Below are 14,961 nucleotides of genomic sequence, written 5' to 3' on the forward strand. Positions count from 1 at the left end.
CTTTTGGTACTCGGTTTGAGAATGTCCTCCAGCATTGCGATCACTACCGGAGAGCCTGCGGGCATCGGTCCGGAAATCAGCGTCAAAGCGGTCTTTACCGGTCGCGTCAAGTCACCCGTCACGCTCATCGGCGACAAAAAGCTTTTGATCAAGACGTCCGAGAAACTGGGCTTTGGCTCCATCTTTCCGGACTGGGTGAAGTTCGAGCACGTGCCGCTTGCGCATCCTGCCGTGCCAGGGCAGCTTGACGTTGCCAACGCCCCCTACGTCGTCGAAACCCTGCGACGCGCCGCACAAGGCGCTCAGGACGGCACCTACAGCGCTGTGGTAACGGCTCCGGTGCAAAAAAGCATCATCATAGAAGCAGGCATTCCGTTTACGGGACACACCGAATTTTTCCAGCAGTTTGCAGGCGTTGACCGCGTGGTCATGATGCTCACATCGGGCACAAGCCAGCAGGCTCTGCGCGTGGCGCTGGTGACAACGCACTTACCTCTGCAACAGATTCCCGCGGCCATCACCGACGAAGCGCTCGACAAGACGCTTGCGATTTGCGCACATGCGTTGCATCAGGACTTCGGCATTGAGCGTCCGCGCATCGCCGTCACGGGCCTAAACCCGCACGCGGGAGAATCCGGCCACATGGGCCGCGAAGAAATCGAACGCATTGCGCCTGCGATTGAACGCGCCAAGGCTACGGTTCATTCCGCCGAATTTTCAGGTCCGTGGCCGGCAGACACGATTTTCGTGCCGGCTCACTCCAAAAATTTCGACTGCATCGTGTGCATGTACCATGACCAGGGACTGCCCGCTCTCAAGCGCGAGGGCTTCGGGCACGGCATCAACATCACGCTTGGGCTGCCTTGGGTACGCACATCGGTCGATCACGGCACGGCACTGGACATTGCCGGCAGCGGCGAAGCTCACGAAGGAAGCCTTCTTGCCGCTCTTTCCATCGCACACCATATGGCGGAACGCCGCGAGAGAATCCGCGAGCTGCAGCGCCTGCTCGGTTAACCTACAACACGACTTTCAGAGAACACATTTATGGCCAGTGAAGGACTTCAGGGACATCGCGCACGCAAACGCTTCGGGCAGAACTTTCTGCACGATCGCCATTGGATCGAGCGCATCGCCAAAGCCGTCAACGCCACTGAAGGCGACGACATCGTCGAAATCGGCCCGGGGCAGGCAGCATTGACCCGCGAATTGATTGCGGGTGCAGGCAAAGTGCGTGCCGTAGAAATCGACCGCGATCTCGCCGCATGGCTCAAGGAAACGTTCCCCGAGTCTCTGAGTCTGATCGAAGCCGACGCGCTCACGCTCGACTGGACGCAAGTGGCCAAAAACGACAACCTGCGCGTGGTCGGAAATCTTCCATACAACATCTCTTCACCCCTGCTCTTCAAACTTCTTGAAGCCGCCGATCACGTCAAGGATCAGCACTTCATGCTGCAAAAGGAAGTGGTCGACCGCATGGTGGCCCAGCACGGCAGCAAAACCTACGGACGTCTGTCTGTGATGCTGCAGTGGCGCTATCGCATGCAAAAACTCTTTGACGTGCCGCCGGGCGCATTCAACCCGCCGCCGAAGGTAATGAGCTCGGTCGTGCGCATGATTCCCAAGGCCAAGGAAGAGGTGCCCTCCGTCGATTTTGAACTCTTCAGTTCAGTCGTCGCCAACGCCTTCTCGCAACGTCGCAAGACAATTCGCAATGCGCTCTCGGCACTTCTTTCGGCCGAAGAAATCGCCGCCTGCGACGTAGATCCGGGTGCGCGAGCCGAGGCGCTGCCGCTGGACGCATTTGTCCGCCTGGCGCAAAAGGCCGAAGCTCTCGGACGCAAAGCCGTCACACCCGGTACCACGGTCGACTAAATCGAGCGTGTGTTTCTGCAGAAGGTTTGTCGTATTACCGCGACAAGCCTTCTTTTTTCTCGGCAGAATGTGGGCACTGTATTCAATATTCACTCTGGAAGGATTCCCACTATGGTTCACGTCAATCCGCCGTATCGCTGCGATGTCGTCGGCAGCTTTCTGCGTCCCAAAACCGTGGCGCAGGCCCGCGTCAAATTCTCCTGCGGTCAGATCAGCAAGGAAGAACTCACAGCCATTGAAGACGCCGAAATCAAGAAGCTCATTGCCAAGGAACGTGAAAACGGCTTGAGCGCCGTCACCGATGGCGAGTTTCGCCGAGCATACTGGCATTTGGACTTTCTGGCGTCTCTCGGCGGTATTCGTCACGTCAAAGCCGAGGCCTGGTCGGTGCATTTCGAAGGTCATCAGCCCAAAGCCGAGACCATCGTGATTGCCGACAGAATCCGTTTTCCGGAAAACCATCCGTTTTTGGAGGCATTCGATCGTCTGAAGGCTCTGGCCGGCGATGCGCCCATCAAGTTCACAATTCCTTCGCCTTCGATGCTGCACCTGATTTGCTGCGTGCGCGAAGAAAACTATGAGGCCATTGATCTTTACAAGGGCAACGACGACAAACTTTTTGCCGATATCGCCCAGACCTGGAAGGACGCCATGCTCGCGCTCTACGCCAAAGGCTGCCGTTATCTGCAGTTTGACGACACGAGTTGGGGCGAGTTTTGCTCGCAGGAAAAACGCTCCGCCTACGCCGCACGCGGCATCGATGTCGACACCGTCGGCCGCAAGTATGTCGCCTGCATCAACGAAATTCTTGAAGCCAAACCTGAAGATATGACCGTGACGATGCATATCTGCCGCGGCAACTTCCGCTCCACGTGGTTTAGCTCCGGCGGCTATGAGCCGGTGGCCGAAAATCTCTTCGGCAACTGCCGCGTCGACGGTTTCTTCCTGGAATACGACACGGAACGCGCCGGCGGTTTTGAACCGTTGCGCTTCATCAAAGATCAGACGGTTGTACTCGGCTTGATCACGAGCAAATTCCCCGAACTTGAGGACAAGGAAGCCATCAAAGCTCGCATTCAGGAAGCTTCCAAATATGTACCGCTCGAACGCCTGTGCCTGTCTCCGCAGTGCGGCTTCTCGTCGACCGAAGAAGGCAACATCATGACCGAGGAGCAGCAATGGGCCAAGGTGCGCCTTGTGCGTGACATCGCCCGTGAGGTTTGGGCCGACGCGAGCTAAAGACTATTGGTCTCAGACAAAAAACGCACGGTCATAAAAATGTGAGCGTGCGTTTTCTTTTTTTGTCAGCCGAATCAGCGAGCCATCATTTCGCGGACCTTGCCCGCCACCGCTTTGCCGAGAAGTTCGTGCTCGTGTGCAGACAAATGCACCTTGTCGGGTTGATCAGGCATGCCCACAACAGCCCCGCCGTCGAAATACTCGGCGCCGGCAGTTCGTACTGCCTTTTCAATCACAGGACCCCAAGCTTTGGTCTTGGCAAGTGCTCCGGCAAAGAAGTCCCCGTAGGGCGTGTTGTCGCCGTCGAGTTCCGGCGGCAAAACAATCAGAACACGAGGCGGCTTATAGGCGGTACGCCGCTGCCACTCTCCGCTTTTGATGCAATTCGTGAGATTGACCAGTCCCTGCGCGATCTCTTTCGGACCGCGATGATGCCCTGCTTTCAGATCGTTGGAGCCGAGCATAACGATAACCAGATCAACGGGCATGTTGGCCGAGAGTGCGGCAGGTAACGTAGTCAGTCCGTTATAGGTCTCGCCAGGAATTTTGCCGCTGCCCGGACTTTCCGGCTCATCGACATCCGTCGTGCGGCCGCCGAGTGCGTCGACTTCCAAATGGTATTTATTGCCAAGCTCCCGATTCATGAAATAGGGCCAGGTTTCATCAACGGGCAGACGTGAAACGATCTGCGTCTTGGGTTCGTAGACCCAGCCGAATGTATTGGAGTCGCCGTAGACAAAAATTGTCGGTTTTTGCTGAGCTGCAACGACGGAGCATGAAAGAAAAGCAGTCACCGCAATCGCGGTTGCTTTGAAGCGAAGAGAAACGGACATGAAATACCCTCCGACAGTAAATCAAGGGAGGAGTTTAACGCTCGGATCTCTTCAGTCTTGAGGTAACAAACACCTGTGGTAAGAAAGCTAGTCACAAAGGCAAAAAAGTGAACTTGGTCAGTCGCTTCTTGGAACAAAGAAACAAAAGTCCTTCGCAGGCCTGTTGTCGGATGTGTTGTGGTATCTGCATGCTTTGGATCCCATTGGCATCCAAAAATCCGAGACCACTTCAAAGACGGCAGATACAAAAAAACCACCGCGAGGGTGGTTCTTCAGCAGAACTGGTGGCCAGGGACGGAATCGAACCGCCGACACGCGGATTTTCAATCCGCTGCTCTACCAACTGAGCTACCTGGCCAACAGAGAAGCGCAACTATATAGGCTAATTTGGAAATTTGCAAGTGCCCGGCTGAAATTTCTCTCCGCCTTAAGTTTTTCAAAACATTTCTGAAGCATAATCCGCGCTATCTTAAGATCAACCAGTAGACGTATACGAAGAACCGCGCCCTTGGGGAAGAAGAACAACAAACCTCAATCGGCAGACGAATTCGTTGTTATTGACCCCATGCAGTTGCTTTGTCTCGGCCTTAACCATAAGACCGCTCCGCTTGCGGTGCGTGAGCGCGTTGCCTTCGGTCCTGAAGATACCGGAGAAACCGTCGCTCTCATCAAAACCCGCTTGGCTTCCGCGGATGCCGGCGGTGTCACGGAAGCCATGATTCTGTCGACCTGCAACCGCACGGAAATCTATTGCGCGGCAGTCGACACCAAGCGTGCCGCTGATTCCGTTCTTGAGCTCATCGAAGAACTCAAGGGCGTGCGCACGACCGATCTTCAACCGCATGTATACGTCTACGAACAGTGCGAAGCGGCTCGTCATGTCTTTCGTGTGGTTTCGGGCATCGACTCGATGGTACTCGGCGAGACGCAGATCGTCGGCCAATTCAAAAAAGCCGTGGCGACAGCCCGTGACGTCAAGGGTTTGGGCTTGATGCTCAACCACCTCTTCCAGGATGCGTTTACCGTTGCCAAAGAAGTGCGCTCGAGTACGGCCATCGGCTCCAACTCCGTGAGTCTTGCCGCAGCTGCCGTGCGTCTGTCATTGCGTCTGTTCGGCAACCTGTCCGACTCAAACGTGCTGTTTGTGGGCGCCGGCGAAATGATCGAACTCTGTGCCGCCCATTTCTCGGCACAGCAGCCCCGCTCAATTACCGTGGCCAACCGTTCGCTCGAACGCGGCCAGAACCTCGCAGCACGTTACAACGGCAAAGCCATGAAGTTGCAAGACCTGCCGCAGGTGATCAGCAACTTCGACATCATTGTGTCGTGTACGGCTTCCGCCCTTCCCATCATCGGCTTGGGCATGATTGAGCGCGCCGTCAAAGAACGTCGCCATCGTCCGATCTGCATCGTTGACTTGGCCGTGCCGCGCGACGTGGAAGCTGAAGTCTCCCGTCTGGACGACGTCTACGTCTACAGCATGGATGAACTCGGCGCCGTCGTCGAATCCGGCAAAGAAAGCCGCAAGGCCGCTGTAGTCAAAGCCGAAGTGATCATCTCGATGCGCGTGCAGGCTTTTGAAAAATGGCTTGAGATGCGTGCAGCCGTGCCCGCCATCGCCCGCATCCGCAACCGCGCGGAAAAGGCCCGAGAAGAATTGACGCAAAAAGCAATCAAGCAGATTGAAAAGGGCGCAGACCCAGCCGTCGTGATTGACCTCTTCGGCAAAGCCTTCATGCATAAGCTTCTGCATGATCCCACCGTGCTTTTGCGTAATGCCGAAGGTCTGACCAGTGAAGAGCGCGAGCATATGACGATGATTGTGGGCCACTTCTTCGGACCTCGCTAAAATTCCTCTTTTTTCAGAGACAAGCAACGGACGCGTACAATTTCAGTCGCGTCCGCTTTCTTTAGCGATTTCCTCATACGAATTTTCCCTGGCCGTCTGAAATACCCGGCCGTTCTTTTTTGTGCCATGAAAGAAAACATCCGCGCCAAGCTTCTCGGTCTTTGCCGTCGTCTTGAAGAACTCGATGCCATGCTCGCAGCACCTGTTGCAGCAGACGACATGAAGCGCTTCACGGAACTTTCGCGCGAACGCGCCGAAATCGAACCGGTTGTTCTCAAGACCAAGGAATACGAACAGACGCTCGAGGACATCGCTACGGCCGAAGAAATGGCCAAGGATCCCGAAGTCGCCGAATTTGCCCGCGAAGAAATGCTCGCTGGCAAGAAAAAGCTCGAAGAACTCGAACAGGACCTGCAAATTTTGCTTCTGCCGCGCGACCCGGACGACAATAAGAACACTTTCCTTGAAATCCGTGCCGGCACGGGAGGCGAAGAGTCGGCACTGTTTGCGGGCGACCTGCTGCGCATGTACATGCGCTACGCGGAACGCAGCGGTTGGCGCGTGGAAATCGTCAGCAAGAGCGACTCGGATCTCGGCGGCTACCGTGAAGTCATCTGCCGAATCATCGGTGAAGGTGCATACAGCCGACTGAAATTCGAGTCCGGCGGCCACCGCGTGCAGCGCGTGCCGGAAACAGAAGCTCAGGGCCGCGTGCACACTTCGGCCTGTACGGTTGCCGTCATGCCCGAAGCCGACGAAGTAGAAGCCGTCAAGATCAATCCGCAGGATCTGCGCATTGACGTATACCGCGCTTCCGGCGCCGGCGGCCAGCACGTGCAGAAAACAGACTCTGCCGTCCGCATCACGCACTTGCCCACGGGGCTTGTAGTCGAATGTCAGGACGAACGTAGCCAGCGCCAAAACAAGGAACGCGCCATGAGCGTTCTGGCCAGCCGCCTCTACGCCATGGAAGTTGAGAAGCGCCGCAGTGAAGAAGCAAGCACTCGCAAGAGCCTAATCGGCAGCGGCGACCGCAGCGAACGCATTCGCACCTACAACTACCCGCAGGGCCGCGTCACCGACCACCGCATCAATCTGACGCTCTACAAGCTCGGTGCGATTATGGACGGCGACCTTGATGAAATTCTGACCGCGCTTCAAAACGAACATCGCGCCGAACTGCTCGCCGCGATGGGAGAAAACGCGTGACGACGGTTGCGCAGGGCTTGTTTCAGGCCGTAGGACGCGTTTCCCGTTCGGAAGCGCGACTGCTGCTTGCAACAACCATCCGCAAACCCAAAGAATTTCTCATCGCACATCCGGAATATTCCCTCACGGACGAAGAAGTCTCGCTTTTTGACTCCTGTCTGCAACGCGCCCAGGCCGGAGAACCCATTCCCTACATTGTGGGCACGCAAGAGTTCTGGGGACGCCCCTTTCACGTCACGCCCGCCACGCTCATTCCGCGTCCGGACACCGAAACGCTCATCGAAGAGGCTCTGGCATTTCTCCAGAATCTTGAAGCGCCCCGTGTTCTTGATCTCGGCACCGGAAGCGGCTGCATTGCCGTGACGATTGCGCTTGACTGTCCCAAGGCTCAAGTCTGGGCCTGCGACAAAAGCAAGGATGCCCTGATCGTCGCCAAAGGCAACGCCGAAGCATTCGGCGCCAAAGTGACGTTTGTCGAAAGCAACTGGTTTAGCGCCTTTGCCGACGAGAAATTCGATCTCATCGTCTCCAACCCTCCTTACATCGAAGAAAACGACGAACACCTCAAGGCACTTCGCTTTGAACCCATCAGCGCGCTCACGTCCGGCACCGACGGACTGGACGACATTCGAATTCTGGCGGCTGATGCGCCTAAACATCTCCGCGAACACGGCAGCATCATTGTTGAGCACGGCTACAATCAAGGAGAATTGGTCGCTGCAATTTTCCGGTCGACGGGCTTTGCGTCCGTGCGTACGGTGCGCGACCTCGGGGACAATCCACGGCTTTGCTGCGCCACGCTCTAAAACCCTGTTTTCGGGCGTTGGCGGCGCGCAACGCCGTCTTCTTTTGAAAGGACGAACCGAAAATGGAAATCTTGAAGTTGCTCCAAGAGCGTCACACCACCAAAAAATACGACGCTTCCCGCAAAATCAGCGACGCCGATTTCGATCTGCTGTTGGAGTCGCTGCGCCTGGCCCCTTCTTCCGTCAACTCTCAGCCCTGGGAGTTCTTCATTGCCGACACGAAGGAAGCTAAAGAAAAGCTTCTGCCTGCCATCGCCGACTTCAACCATAGCCGCGTGACGGATTCCGATCGTTTGATCGGCTGCGCCATTCACACCGATCTGGATGAAACCTACATGCAGGATCTGGACGATCAGGAAGAAACCGACGGCCGCTACCAGGATCCCGCCTACAAGGTTGACAATGGTCAGCGTCGTCGCTTCTTCGTCGGCAAATATCGCGATGCCGGCGAAATCGCCTGTTGGGCCGGTAAGCAAGCCTACATTGCTCAGGGCTTCCTGCTCTACACCGCAGCCGCTCTCGGCATTCATTCCACGCCGATCGAAGGTTGGGACGCCGACAAGGTTGACGAAATTCTCGGCTTGCGCGAAAAGGGCATGCACGCCCAGTACGCCGTAGCGCTCGGATACGGCGCTGCCGACGACCACAATGCTGCTCGCCCGAAGTCACGCTGGCCGGCTCAGCGCATCTTCCACAAACTTTAACCCTATCCGCACAAGCGCTCAGCGATCTCACGCTGCGCTCGCCAAGGTTCGTCCCGACATGCATATTCGTGAACTGATTCAACTGCTCGACAGCATTCTCGATCCGTCTTCTTACCGCGACTACGCGCCCAACGGCCTGCAGGTGCAGGGCAGCCGCGACGTCAAACGTCTGGTGACCGGCGTCACCGCCTCGCTTGATCTCATCGAAGCGGCCGCCGCTCAAGGCGCCGACGCCGTTCTTGTGCACCACGGCTGGTTCTGGAAGGGCGAAGAAGCGCGGATCACCGGTATTCGATACCAACGCATCTCCCGTCTGATCGAAAGCGGTATGCACCTCATTGGCTACCACCTGCCGCTTGACGATCATCCAGAAATCGGCAACAACGCATTGCTCGGAAAAGCCCTGGGCCTTTCGGGCGACATGCGCTTCGGCGATTACGGCTGGTCGGCACCATGCGACTGCGCGATAACGGTGCCGGACCTCGCCGACCGACTTGAAACTCTTTTAAACCGCAAACCGCTTGTCTTGGGACCGCAACAGGGTGAAATCCGACGCATCGGTTGGTGTACGGGCGCAGCGCAGGACTTGATCGAAGAGGCTGCCGCCATCGGCTGCGACTGCTTCATTTCGGGAGAAGTGAGCGAGCGCACTTTCCACCAGGCCAAGGAACTCGGCATCACCTACTTTGCTTGCGGACACCACGCTACCGAACGCTTCGGCGTGCGCGCTCTGGGCGAACGAATCGCCACTGAAACGGACATAGACGTCACATTCATCGACATCGATAATCCCGTTTGATCAACACGCAGACAACCTCTCTGAGCCTCTGTCAGGACTTCTTGGCAGAGGCCTCTTTCAATAGATCGCGAATTTCGCGCAGCAGCGCGATGTCTTCGGGCGTCACTTGAGGTTTGGCCGCCGCTTCCTCCTCTGCCTTTTCCTTGTCGGCCTTGGCAAGGGCTTCCAGACGGACTCGCAGTCCCGTAACCACTTTGATAAGCCAGAAGATCACGAAAGCGAGAAGCAGGAAATGCACAACGGCCGTAAGAAATGCACCATAGCCAAAAACCGTTGCGCCTGCGGCAGTCAGCGCCTCATAGGTACGCGGTCCCGTGTAACCCTCAGGTTCCGATAACACGATAAAAAGACCGGTGAAGTCGGGCTTGCCCACCAGAAAGCCCAGAAGCGGATTGATCAGGTCTTTGACCAGACTGTTGACAATGGCGGAAAACGCCGCGCCAATGATCACGGCAACTGCCAAATCAAGCACGTTACCCCGCGAAATGAAAGTCTGAAATTCCTGCAGAAACTTTTTCATTATTCCTTCCTTCTTTCGATCTGATTTTTATTTAAATTCAGTATGTTACGTGATTTTTCTCGCGATTTTCAAGCGATTTCGGTAAAATTCAACCTTCTTTGATTTCCGAAAAGCTCGGTTCCTCAGCTAGGCTGAGTTTTCCCCTTTTCGTTCTTTTGGTGTTTAGATACTTATGATGGTTTTGTACTCGGGTGCCACCTGCCCCTTTTCGCACCGCTGCCGTTTCGTTCTTCATGAAAAAAGCGGCGACTTTGAAGTGATTGACGTTGATCCGAGCAACCCGCCCGCCGAGATCACCAAGCTCAATCCCTACGGCGAACTGCCCATCCTGATGGAACGCGATCTGACGCTGTATCAGTCCACAATCATCAATGAGTATATCGATGAACGATTCCCGCATCCGCAGCTGATGCCGGCCGATCCCATTATGCGTGCGCGCGCCCGTCTTTTCATCTACACGTTCGAACGCGAACTCTTCAGCTTCGTACGCCTGCTTGAAAAGCGCGACGCCGACGAAAAGCGCAAAATGATAGCCCGCGCACAGATCCGCGAACAGCTCATCCAGCTCTCTCCGATTCTTTCGAAGCACAAGTACCTGATGGGCGACGAATTCACGATGCTCGATATCACGCTGGCCCCGTTGCTCTGGCGCCTTGGGCTGTACGGCATCGATCTGCCGAGCTCCGCCGCTCCGCTGCTGAAGTACGCCGAAACGGTGTTTGCCCGCAATTCGTTCATCGACTCGATGACGCCTTCTGAAAAAGTGATGCGCCGTTAATTTCCGTCAAGGAGACTCTCATGGCTCTGAACAACAAAACGGTCGTCATGCCTCTGCAGTGTCCGGATTTCCGCCCACACTTGATTGAGGCCATTGTCAATTGGTGTGAAAACCGCGGACAGACGCCCTACATGCTCGTCGAAGTCGATGATGCGTGCGACGTGCCGCGCCATCTGGCCAATCCCGACAACACCATGGTTTTCTGCATTTCCGAAGAAGCCGTGAACAATTTCGTGATTGACGATGAGGCCGTCTCCTTCCAGGCTCGCTTCGGCGAAAGCATCAGCAACATCTACATCCCGCTCAATCGAGTGGCCGCCGTTTATCCGAAGGAAGACACCAATCTGGTGACCTACTTCCCTGTGACGCCGACGCCTGAAAAGAAAGTCAAAAAAGATGAACCTACGGACTTCCCCGTCTTTACGAAAGTCTGACCTTCATCTGTATAATGCGCTCTTCTTGCCTCAATAGCTCAGTTGGTAGAGCAACCGCCTTGTAAGCGGTAGGTCGTCTGTTCGAGTCAGTCTTGGGGCACCAAATCTCAACCTCCAGCAGGATGCTGCTGGAGGTTTTTTACTTTCTGCCGCAAAAATTATAGGGAGGGTAGCGAAGGTCTCTTGCAAATCCCTGCAAGCAAATTGGGTTGTTCTTGGCTTAGAAAAAAATTTTCAGCAAAAACCGAAATCCTGGTTCCTGAGTGAAGCTCTTTTGAGCAGAATGAAGGTTCAACAACGACAAAAGCCTAGTGCGCCAACACTGAGCTTCGTCATTTTTGCGGGAGTTATCGATGGAAACGCATCTGATCCTCTCGTGATCGATTATGCCTGAACACGTAGAAAGCACCCCAGAAGCCGAGAGTGATGTGGTTACAGTACTCGGATCAACAGGAAGCTTCCCGATTGACGCCCCTTCTACCTCCGTGTCACCACGACGTGGCCCCAGAACTCGAGCATCAACCATTTGTGTCAGTTTTACCTCACAGCAGGTTTCCGAATGCTTAATACTCACCGTCCCTTGACATTTACTTGCGTCTAAAAATTGTTCACCCAGCGCACAACCTCGTGCCCGTTAAAGAGATGGACCTTCACTTTAAGAAGGATTGTTGCAACGAAGCTCAACGAAATTATCGCCCAAGGTCCTGGGTGCAACCTTTCGCCACTCACCCAAATCTTTAGACGTGAGCACTGTCCGTCGACGATCAAGGTAGTCGTTGTACAGAGAGGACTCAACAGTCCGAATTCGTCGTGACTGGCAGTCAACTTCAATGGCTTCCATACGAGATGCCACAGATTCTTCTTTCTTCGGCAATTTCACCAGCCACTTACCCTTTGGGGCAACCATGTAGCTCCAAATTACAGCCGCATTGCGCTTATCCAATTGAACAAAAAAGTAGGCAACTTGGTCCTCCCCGACAGCTTTTCCGCTCTCGACCGGATCAGCCGGGTAGACCTTGGAAAAATCCACGCAATTTAGGCAGAGCCAAGTTTGATCTTTCCCCGTCCACACACCGGTTGATCTGTATCCTTCAAGCAGCTTTCCGTCTGCACGAGATTTAGACCACTCCGCCGTGAGGACATGACCTCCGACATTGACGGTACCGGTAAACGCACAAGCCCAGCCAGCAACGGCTATCAAAGAAGCAAAGACAATTAATTTCTTCATAACAGGCTCATCGGGTGAAACATTCCTCGAGACAATTTAGTCCCCTTTGTTCCTCGCCAGGCAAAAGTCTTCAAACTGTCACTCAAATTGGCCTATCGTGCACAGACTTCAGCGATTGCATCAGCGAGCAATACAATTGAGTTTCGGTCAAAAAAAACATTATGGTGCAGGATTCCCTTATCACAAGCCGTATCGCAAGAGACGTATTCATGACAGAACAACTTTCCCCCAAACCGGTCATCAGTGCCGATACACTTCAGCGCATCCTTGAGTTTCGCGACGAGAGAAACTGGAAGCAGTTTCACAACCCAAAGGATTTGGCAATCTCTCTCAGCCTAGAGGCCGCCGAACTGCTTGAGTGTTTTCAGTGGTCCGGAAAAGATACGGAAGTAGCAGGCAAAACTGCCGCCATGAAAGAAGAATTGAGCGACGTAGTCATCTATGCATTACTCCTGGCCGATCGCTTAGGAGTGGACATTGATACTGCGGTAAGAGAAAAGATTCAAGTCAACGCCGCTAAGTACCCAGTCCAAGAAAGTTACGGAAATTCCGCCAAATACAACAAACTCAAGCAAATCGCCCGTTCGTCATGACCATCGTCTATCGGAACAGCCTGGACCACTTTTACCAGAACAGTCCAGCGATCCCGGATCTTCTCATGGGACTAGACAGCTCTGATGCACCCCGAAACAGCGCTCAATATCGAGCCTGGGCCAATTCCCTGCAATTCATGCAAAGCATGCTGATGATGGCCAACCTCCCTCGAGACTGCGGCGTTCTAATCGAATACCGTCTGCCATCCACCAGCAGACGTGTGGACTTCATCATCACAGGACACGATGTTCATGGCTCAGCGAACTTCGTCATCATCGAGCTAAAGCAGTGGTCCACGGCCGAGGCCGTTTCCGGAAAATCAGGAATCGTGATGGCCAACGTGGCCGGGCATCACATTGAAGAGACCAACCATCCCTGTTATCAAGCATGGTCATACAAAGTTTTTCTCGAAAACATGCTTGATACCGTATCAAAAAATCACCTGCATGCCTTCGCATGCGCGTATTTGCACAACTACAAATACAAGGGACCAGACAATGATCCGCTCGCTGCCGAGCCCAATCGAGAGCTCGTCGAAAGCGCTCCGCTATTTGGTCGAGACGATCGCGACAAGCTCGGAAGCTTTATTTCTCAGCACGTTGGCCGTGGCGACGGCGACCTGATCATGGAACTGCTTGCAAGCGGTCAAGTGGTTCCCAGCAAACGTCTCGTAGATGCCGTCGGCATCATGTTTGATGAGAACAAAAAACAGGCTTTCACACTCATTGACGAACAAAAGAATGCCTATGAAACCGCTATGCGTGCCGTTCGTGAGACACCGTTAAACCGGAAACGGTGTGTCATCATCACAGGCGGTCCGGGAACAGGTAAAAGCGTTGTCGCCATGACCTTGCTGGTCGACATCCTTCGAAAGTTCCGGGAAAACGACAAGCGCCGTAATGTACGCTTCGTTTCGCCAACTTCATCATTTCGCCAAGCCATGATCTCCATGCTGGCAGGAAGCCATCAGGACAAACAGGAACGGAAACGACGCAAAGACTTGGCCCAACACCTCTTTTGCGGAAGCATGAGCTTTTATATGCCTGAATTTAACAGCGATTTCGCCAATGAAAGTCCATACCACTGTCTGATCTGCGACGAAGCGCATCGTTTGCATTCTCATCAGAACATGTACCGAGGCAAAAACCAAATTGAGGACATCGTCAAAGCCGCCAGCGTCTCGGTTTTCTTCGTTGATGATAACCAGGCTCTGCGTCCGTACGACATCGGTTCCGTAGACTCAATTCGGCAAGCAGCAGACAAGTACAACGTTCCGGTCGAACAGGTAGACCTTGCCGCCCAATTCCGCTGCCAGGGTTCCGAGGGTTTCCTTAATTGGCTTGCGGTTGTACTCGGTCTTGCAGACGCTCAAAGCACTGGAAATGCCCATGGTTGGGACAAAACTGCATTCGATTTTGACATCGTTGATACGCCGGAAGAAGTCATTGATTTCGTTAACGAAAAAAACCGTTCTGCAGGGGTGCACAATCCTGTGCCCGGCCGCAGCATTATCTCGGGAGCTCGTCTTCTGGCTGGGTATGCTTGGCCCTGGACAAAAGAAGGCAACAATCTCGGTGAAGTACCCGACGTGGATTTGGGGTCCGTCAAATTGCCGTGGAACAATCGGAAATCCAGTTACAAATGGGCTATAGACCCGGCCACAATGCTAAGAAACGAAGTCGGGTGCGTACACACCAGTCAAGGTTTGGAATTTGACTGGGTTGGCGTTTTCATCGGAAAAGATCTGCGTTACGACCCCGATAAGAAGATGCTGTTTGCCGACATTGATAACTACCACGACAAAGGCGGCAAAAATGGTCTCGGCAAAAACAAGGCCGAACGCTCCAAGAATCTTCTCAAGTACATCTGCCGTTGTTACCGAGTGCTCCTTTCTCGCGGCGTTCATGGGGCTCGCGTCTACTGCTGTGACAAGAACCTTGCTAAATATCTCAAAGCAGAGCTTGCCAAAACAGTCAATTTGACCGGCAATTGACAGGCTAACGACAGAAGACTCGGTAGTTGCTCACTGGCTCAGCTTCACCTACAGAGGAGAACCGGTTTTGCCTTGTTGCTCTCATTTCTTTCCGTTAGTT

Annotated in this window: 15 protein-coding genes and 2 tRNA genes; 13 read left to right on the forward strand and 4 right to left on the reverse strand. The window is 54.3% G+C overall.

Features of this window, described 5'->3' with window-relative positions:
• Positions 1-21 precede the first annotated feature (21 nt).
• The 3 genes from pdxA (at position 22) to DW133_RS01315 (ending at position 3,114) form a co-directional block, all read left to right on the forward strand.
• Positions 22-1,017 (forward strand): 4-hydroxythreonine-4-phosphate dehydrogenase PdxA, encoded by a 996-nt coding sequence (gene pdxA, locus DW133_RS01305; RefSeq protein ID WP_118274447.1) that lies wholly within the window; start codon positions 22-24, stop codon positions 1,015-1,017.
• Between the two features lie 30 nt (positions 1,018-1,047).
• Positions 1,048-1,875, forward strand: coding sequence for a 16S rRNA (adenine(1518)-N(6)/adenine(1519)-N(6))-dimethyltransferase RsmA (gene rsmA / locus DW133_RS01310; protein WP_118274449.1), 828 nt, complete (start codon positions 1,048-1,050; stop codon positions 1,873-1,875).
• A 111-nt stretch (positions 1,876-1,986) separates the two neighbouring features.
• Positions 1,987-3,114 (forward strand): 5-methyltetrahydropteroyltriglutamate--homocysteine S-methyltransferase, encoded by a 1,128-nt coding sequence (locus DW133_RS01315; protein WP_118274451.1) that lies wholly within the window; start codon positions 1,987-1,989, stop codon positions 3,112-3,114.
• 74 nt (positions 3,115-3,188) lie between these two features.
• Here the strand turns inward: DW133_RS01315 and DW133_RS01320 are convergent, their stop codons facing one another.
• A complete protein-coding gene (locus tag DW133_RS01320; protein ID WP_118274453.1) occupies positions 3,189-3,947 on the reverse strand; it encodes a GDSL-type esterase/lipase family protein in 759 nt (252 codons plus the stop codon).
• Between the two features lie 282 nt (positions 3,948-4,229).
• Positions 4,230-4,305, reverse strand: a tRNA-Phe gene (locus tag DW133_RS01325).
• A 207-nt stretch (positions 4,306-4,512) separates the two neighbouring features.
• Between DW133_RS01325 and hemA the strand changes: the two genes are divergently transcribed.
• The 5 genes from hemA (at position 4,513) to DW133_RS01350 (ending at position 9,314) form a co-directional block, all read left to right on the forward strand.
• The gene (hemA, locus tag DW133_RS01330) at positions 4,513-5,796 is read left to right on the forward strand and encodes a glutamyl-tRNA reductase (RefSeq protein ID WP_118274455.1); all 1,284 of its coding nucleotides are present in this window, start codon (positions 4,513-4,515) and stop codon (positions 5,794-5,796) included.
• A 126-nt stretch (positions 5,797-5,922) separates the two neighbouring features.
• Positions 5,923-7,005, forward strand: coding sequence for a peptide chain release factor 1 (gene prfA, locus DW133_RS01335; RefSeq protein ID WP_118274457.1), 1,083 nt, complete (start codon positions 5,923-5,925; stop codon positions 7,003-7,005).
• Positions 7,002-7,811, forward strand: a complete 810-nt coding sequence (gene prmC / locus DW133_RS01340; RefSeq protein WP_118274459.1) for a peptide chain release factor N(5)-glutamine methyltransferase — start codon at positions 7,002-7,004, stop codon at positions 7,809-7,811. The genes prfA and prmC overlap by 4 nt, the downstream gene beginning before the upstream one ends.
• 62 nt (positions 7,812-7,873) lie before the next feature.
• Positions 7,874-8,515 carry a nitroreductase family protein gene (locus tag DW133_RS01345; protein WP_118274461.1) on the forward strand — a complete coding sequence of 214 codons (642 nt, stop codon included), beginning with the start codon at positions 7,874-7,876 and terminating at the stop codon, positions 8,513-8,515.
• A gap of 58 nt (positions 8,516-8,573) precedes the next feature.
• On the forward strand, positions 8,574-9,314 hold the full coding sequence (locus DW133_RS01350) for a Nif3-like dinuclear metal center hexameric protein (RefSeq protein WP_118274463.1): 741 nt from the start codon (positions 8,574-8,576) through the stop codon (positions 9,312-9,314).
• Positions 9,315-9,345: 31 nt separating this feature from the next.
• On the opposite strand, the gene mscL is transcribed toward DW133_RS01350, so the two are convergent.
• On the reverse strand, positions 9,346-9,834 hold the full coding sequence (gene mscL, locus DW133_RS01355) for a large conductance mechanosensitive channel protein MscL (protein WP_118274465.1): 489 nt from the start codon (positions 9,832-9,834) through the stop codon (positions 9,346-9,348).
• A gap of 172 nt (positions 9,835-10,006) precedes the next feature.
• Between mscL and DW133_RS01360 the strand changes: the two genes are divergently transcribed.
• From DW133_RS01360 to DW133_RS01370, 3 genes are all read left to right on the forward strand, one after another.
• Entirely contained in the window at positions 10,007-10,612 is a 606-nt protein-coding gene (locus DW133_RS01360; protein ID WP_118274467.1) for a glutathione S-transferase N-terminal domain-containing protein, read from the forward strand.
• 20 nt (positions 10,613-10,632) lie between these two features.
• Positions 10,633-11,046 (forward strand): ClpXP protease specificity-enhancing factor SspB, encoded by a 414-nt coding sequence (locus tag DW133_RS01365; protein ID WP_118274469.1) that lies wholly within the window; start codon positions 10,633-10,635, stop codon positions 11,044-11,046.
• 27 nt (positions 11,047-11,073) lie between these two features.
• Positions 11,074-11,149 (forward strand) — tRNA-Thr (locus tag DW133_RS01370).
• A 552-nt stretch (positions 11,150-11,701) separates the two neighbouring features.
• Here the strand turns inward: DW133_RS01370 and DW133_RS01375 are convergent.
• Positions 11,702-12,274, reverse strand: coding sequence for a surface-adhesin E family protein (locus tag DW133_RS01375; protein WP_118274471.1), 573 nt, complete (start codon positions 12,272-12,274; stop codon positions 11,702-11,704).
• Positions 12,275-12,483: 209 nt separating this feature from the next.
• Here DW133_RS01375 and DW133_RS01380 point away from each other — a divergent pair, with 209 nt between their 5' ends.
• The gene (locus tag DW133_RS01380) at positions 12,484-12,867 is read left to right on the forward strand and encodes a nucleotide pyrophosphohydrolase (protein WP_199588770.1); all 384 of its coding nucleotides are present in this window, start codon (positions 12,484-12,486) and stop codon (positions 12,865-12,867) included.
• Entirely contained in the window at positions 12,864-14,861 is a 1,998-nt protein-coding gene (locus tag DW133_RS01385) for a DUF2075 domain-containing protein (RefSeq protein WP_118274473.1), read from the forward strand. The genes DW133_RS01380 and DW133_RS01385 overlap by 4 nt, the downstream gene beginning before the upstream one ends.
• The last annotated feature ends 100 nt before the right edge of the window (positions 14,862-14,961 follow it).

It is taken from the genome of Sutterella sp. AM11-39 (assembly GCF_003472385.1).
Classification (GTDB): Bacteria; Pseudomonadota; Gammaproteobacteria; order Burkholderiales; family Burkholderiaceae_F; genus Duodenibacillus; species Duodenibacillus intestinigallinarum.

Bases quoted from the DNA above. Each gene is read 5' to 3' on its own strand.
- pdxA (WP_118274447.1), top strand. From the start codon at position 22: ATGTCCTCCAGCATTGCGATCACTACCGGAGAGCCTGCGGGCATCGGT.
- rsmA (WP_118274449.1), top strand. From the start codon at position 1,048: ATGGCCAGTGAAGGACTTCAGGGACATCGCGCACGCAAACGCTTCGGG.
- DW133_RS01315 (WP_118274451.1), top strand. From the start codon at position 1,987: ATGGTTCACGTCAATCCGCCGTATCGCTGCGATGTCGTCGGCAGCTTT.
- DW133_RS01320 (WP_118274453.1), bottom strand. From the start codon at position 3,947: ATGTCCGTTTCTCTTCGCTTCAAAGCAACCGCGATTGCGGTGACTGCT.
- hemA (WP_118274455.1), top strand. From the start codon at position 4,513: ATGCAGTTGCTTTGTCTCGGCCTTAACCATAAGACCGCTCCGCTTGCG.
- prfA (WP_118274457.1), top strand. From the start codon at position 5,923: ATGAAAGAAAACATCCGCGCCAAGCTTCTCGGTCTTTGCCGTCGTCTT.
- DW133_RS01345 (WP_118274461.1), top strand. From the start codon at position 7,874: ATGGAAATCTTGAAGTTGCTCCAAGAGCGTCACACCACCAAAAAATAC.
- DW133_RS01350 (WP_118274463.1), top strand. From the start codon at position 8,574: ATGCATATTCGTGAACTGATTCAACTGCTCGACAGCATTCTCGATCCG.
- mscL (WP_118274465.1), bottom strand. From the start codon at position 9,834: ATGAAAAAGTTTCTGCAGGAATTTCAGACTTTCATTTCGCGGGGTAAC.
- DW133_RS01360 (WP_118274467.1), top strand. From the start codon at position 10,007: ATGATGGTTTTGTACTCGGGTGCCACCTGCCCCTTTTCGCACCGCTGC.
- DW133_RS01365 (WP_118274469.1), top strand. From the start codon at position 10,633: ATGGCTCTGAACAACAAAACGGTCGTCATGCCTCTGCAGTGTCCGGAT.
- DW133_RS01375 (WP_118274471.1), bottom strand. From the start codon at position 12,274: ATGAAGAAATTAATTGTCTTTGCTTCTTTGATAGCCGTTGCTGGCTGG.
- DW133_RS01380 (WP_199588770.1), top strand. From the start codon at position 12,484: ATGACAGAACAACTTTCCCCCAAACCGGTCATCAGTGCCGATACACTT.
- DW133_RS01385 (WP_118274473.1), top strand. From the start codon at position 12,864: ATGACCATCGTCTATCGGAACAGCCTGGACCACTTTTACCAGAACAGT.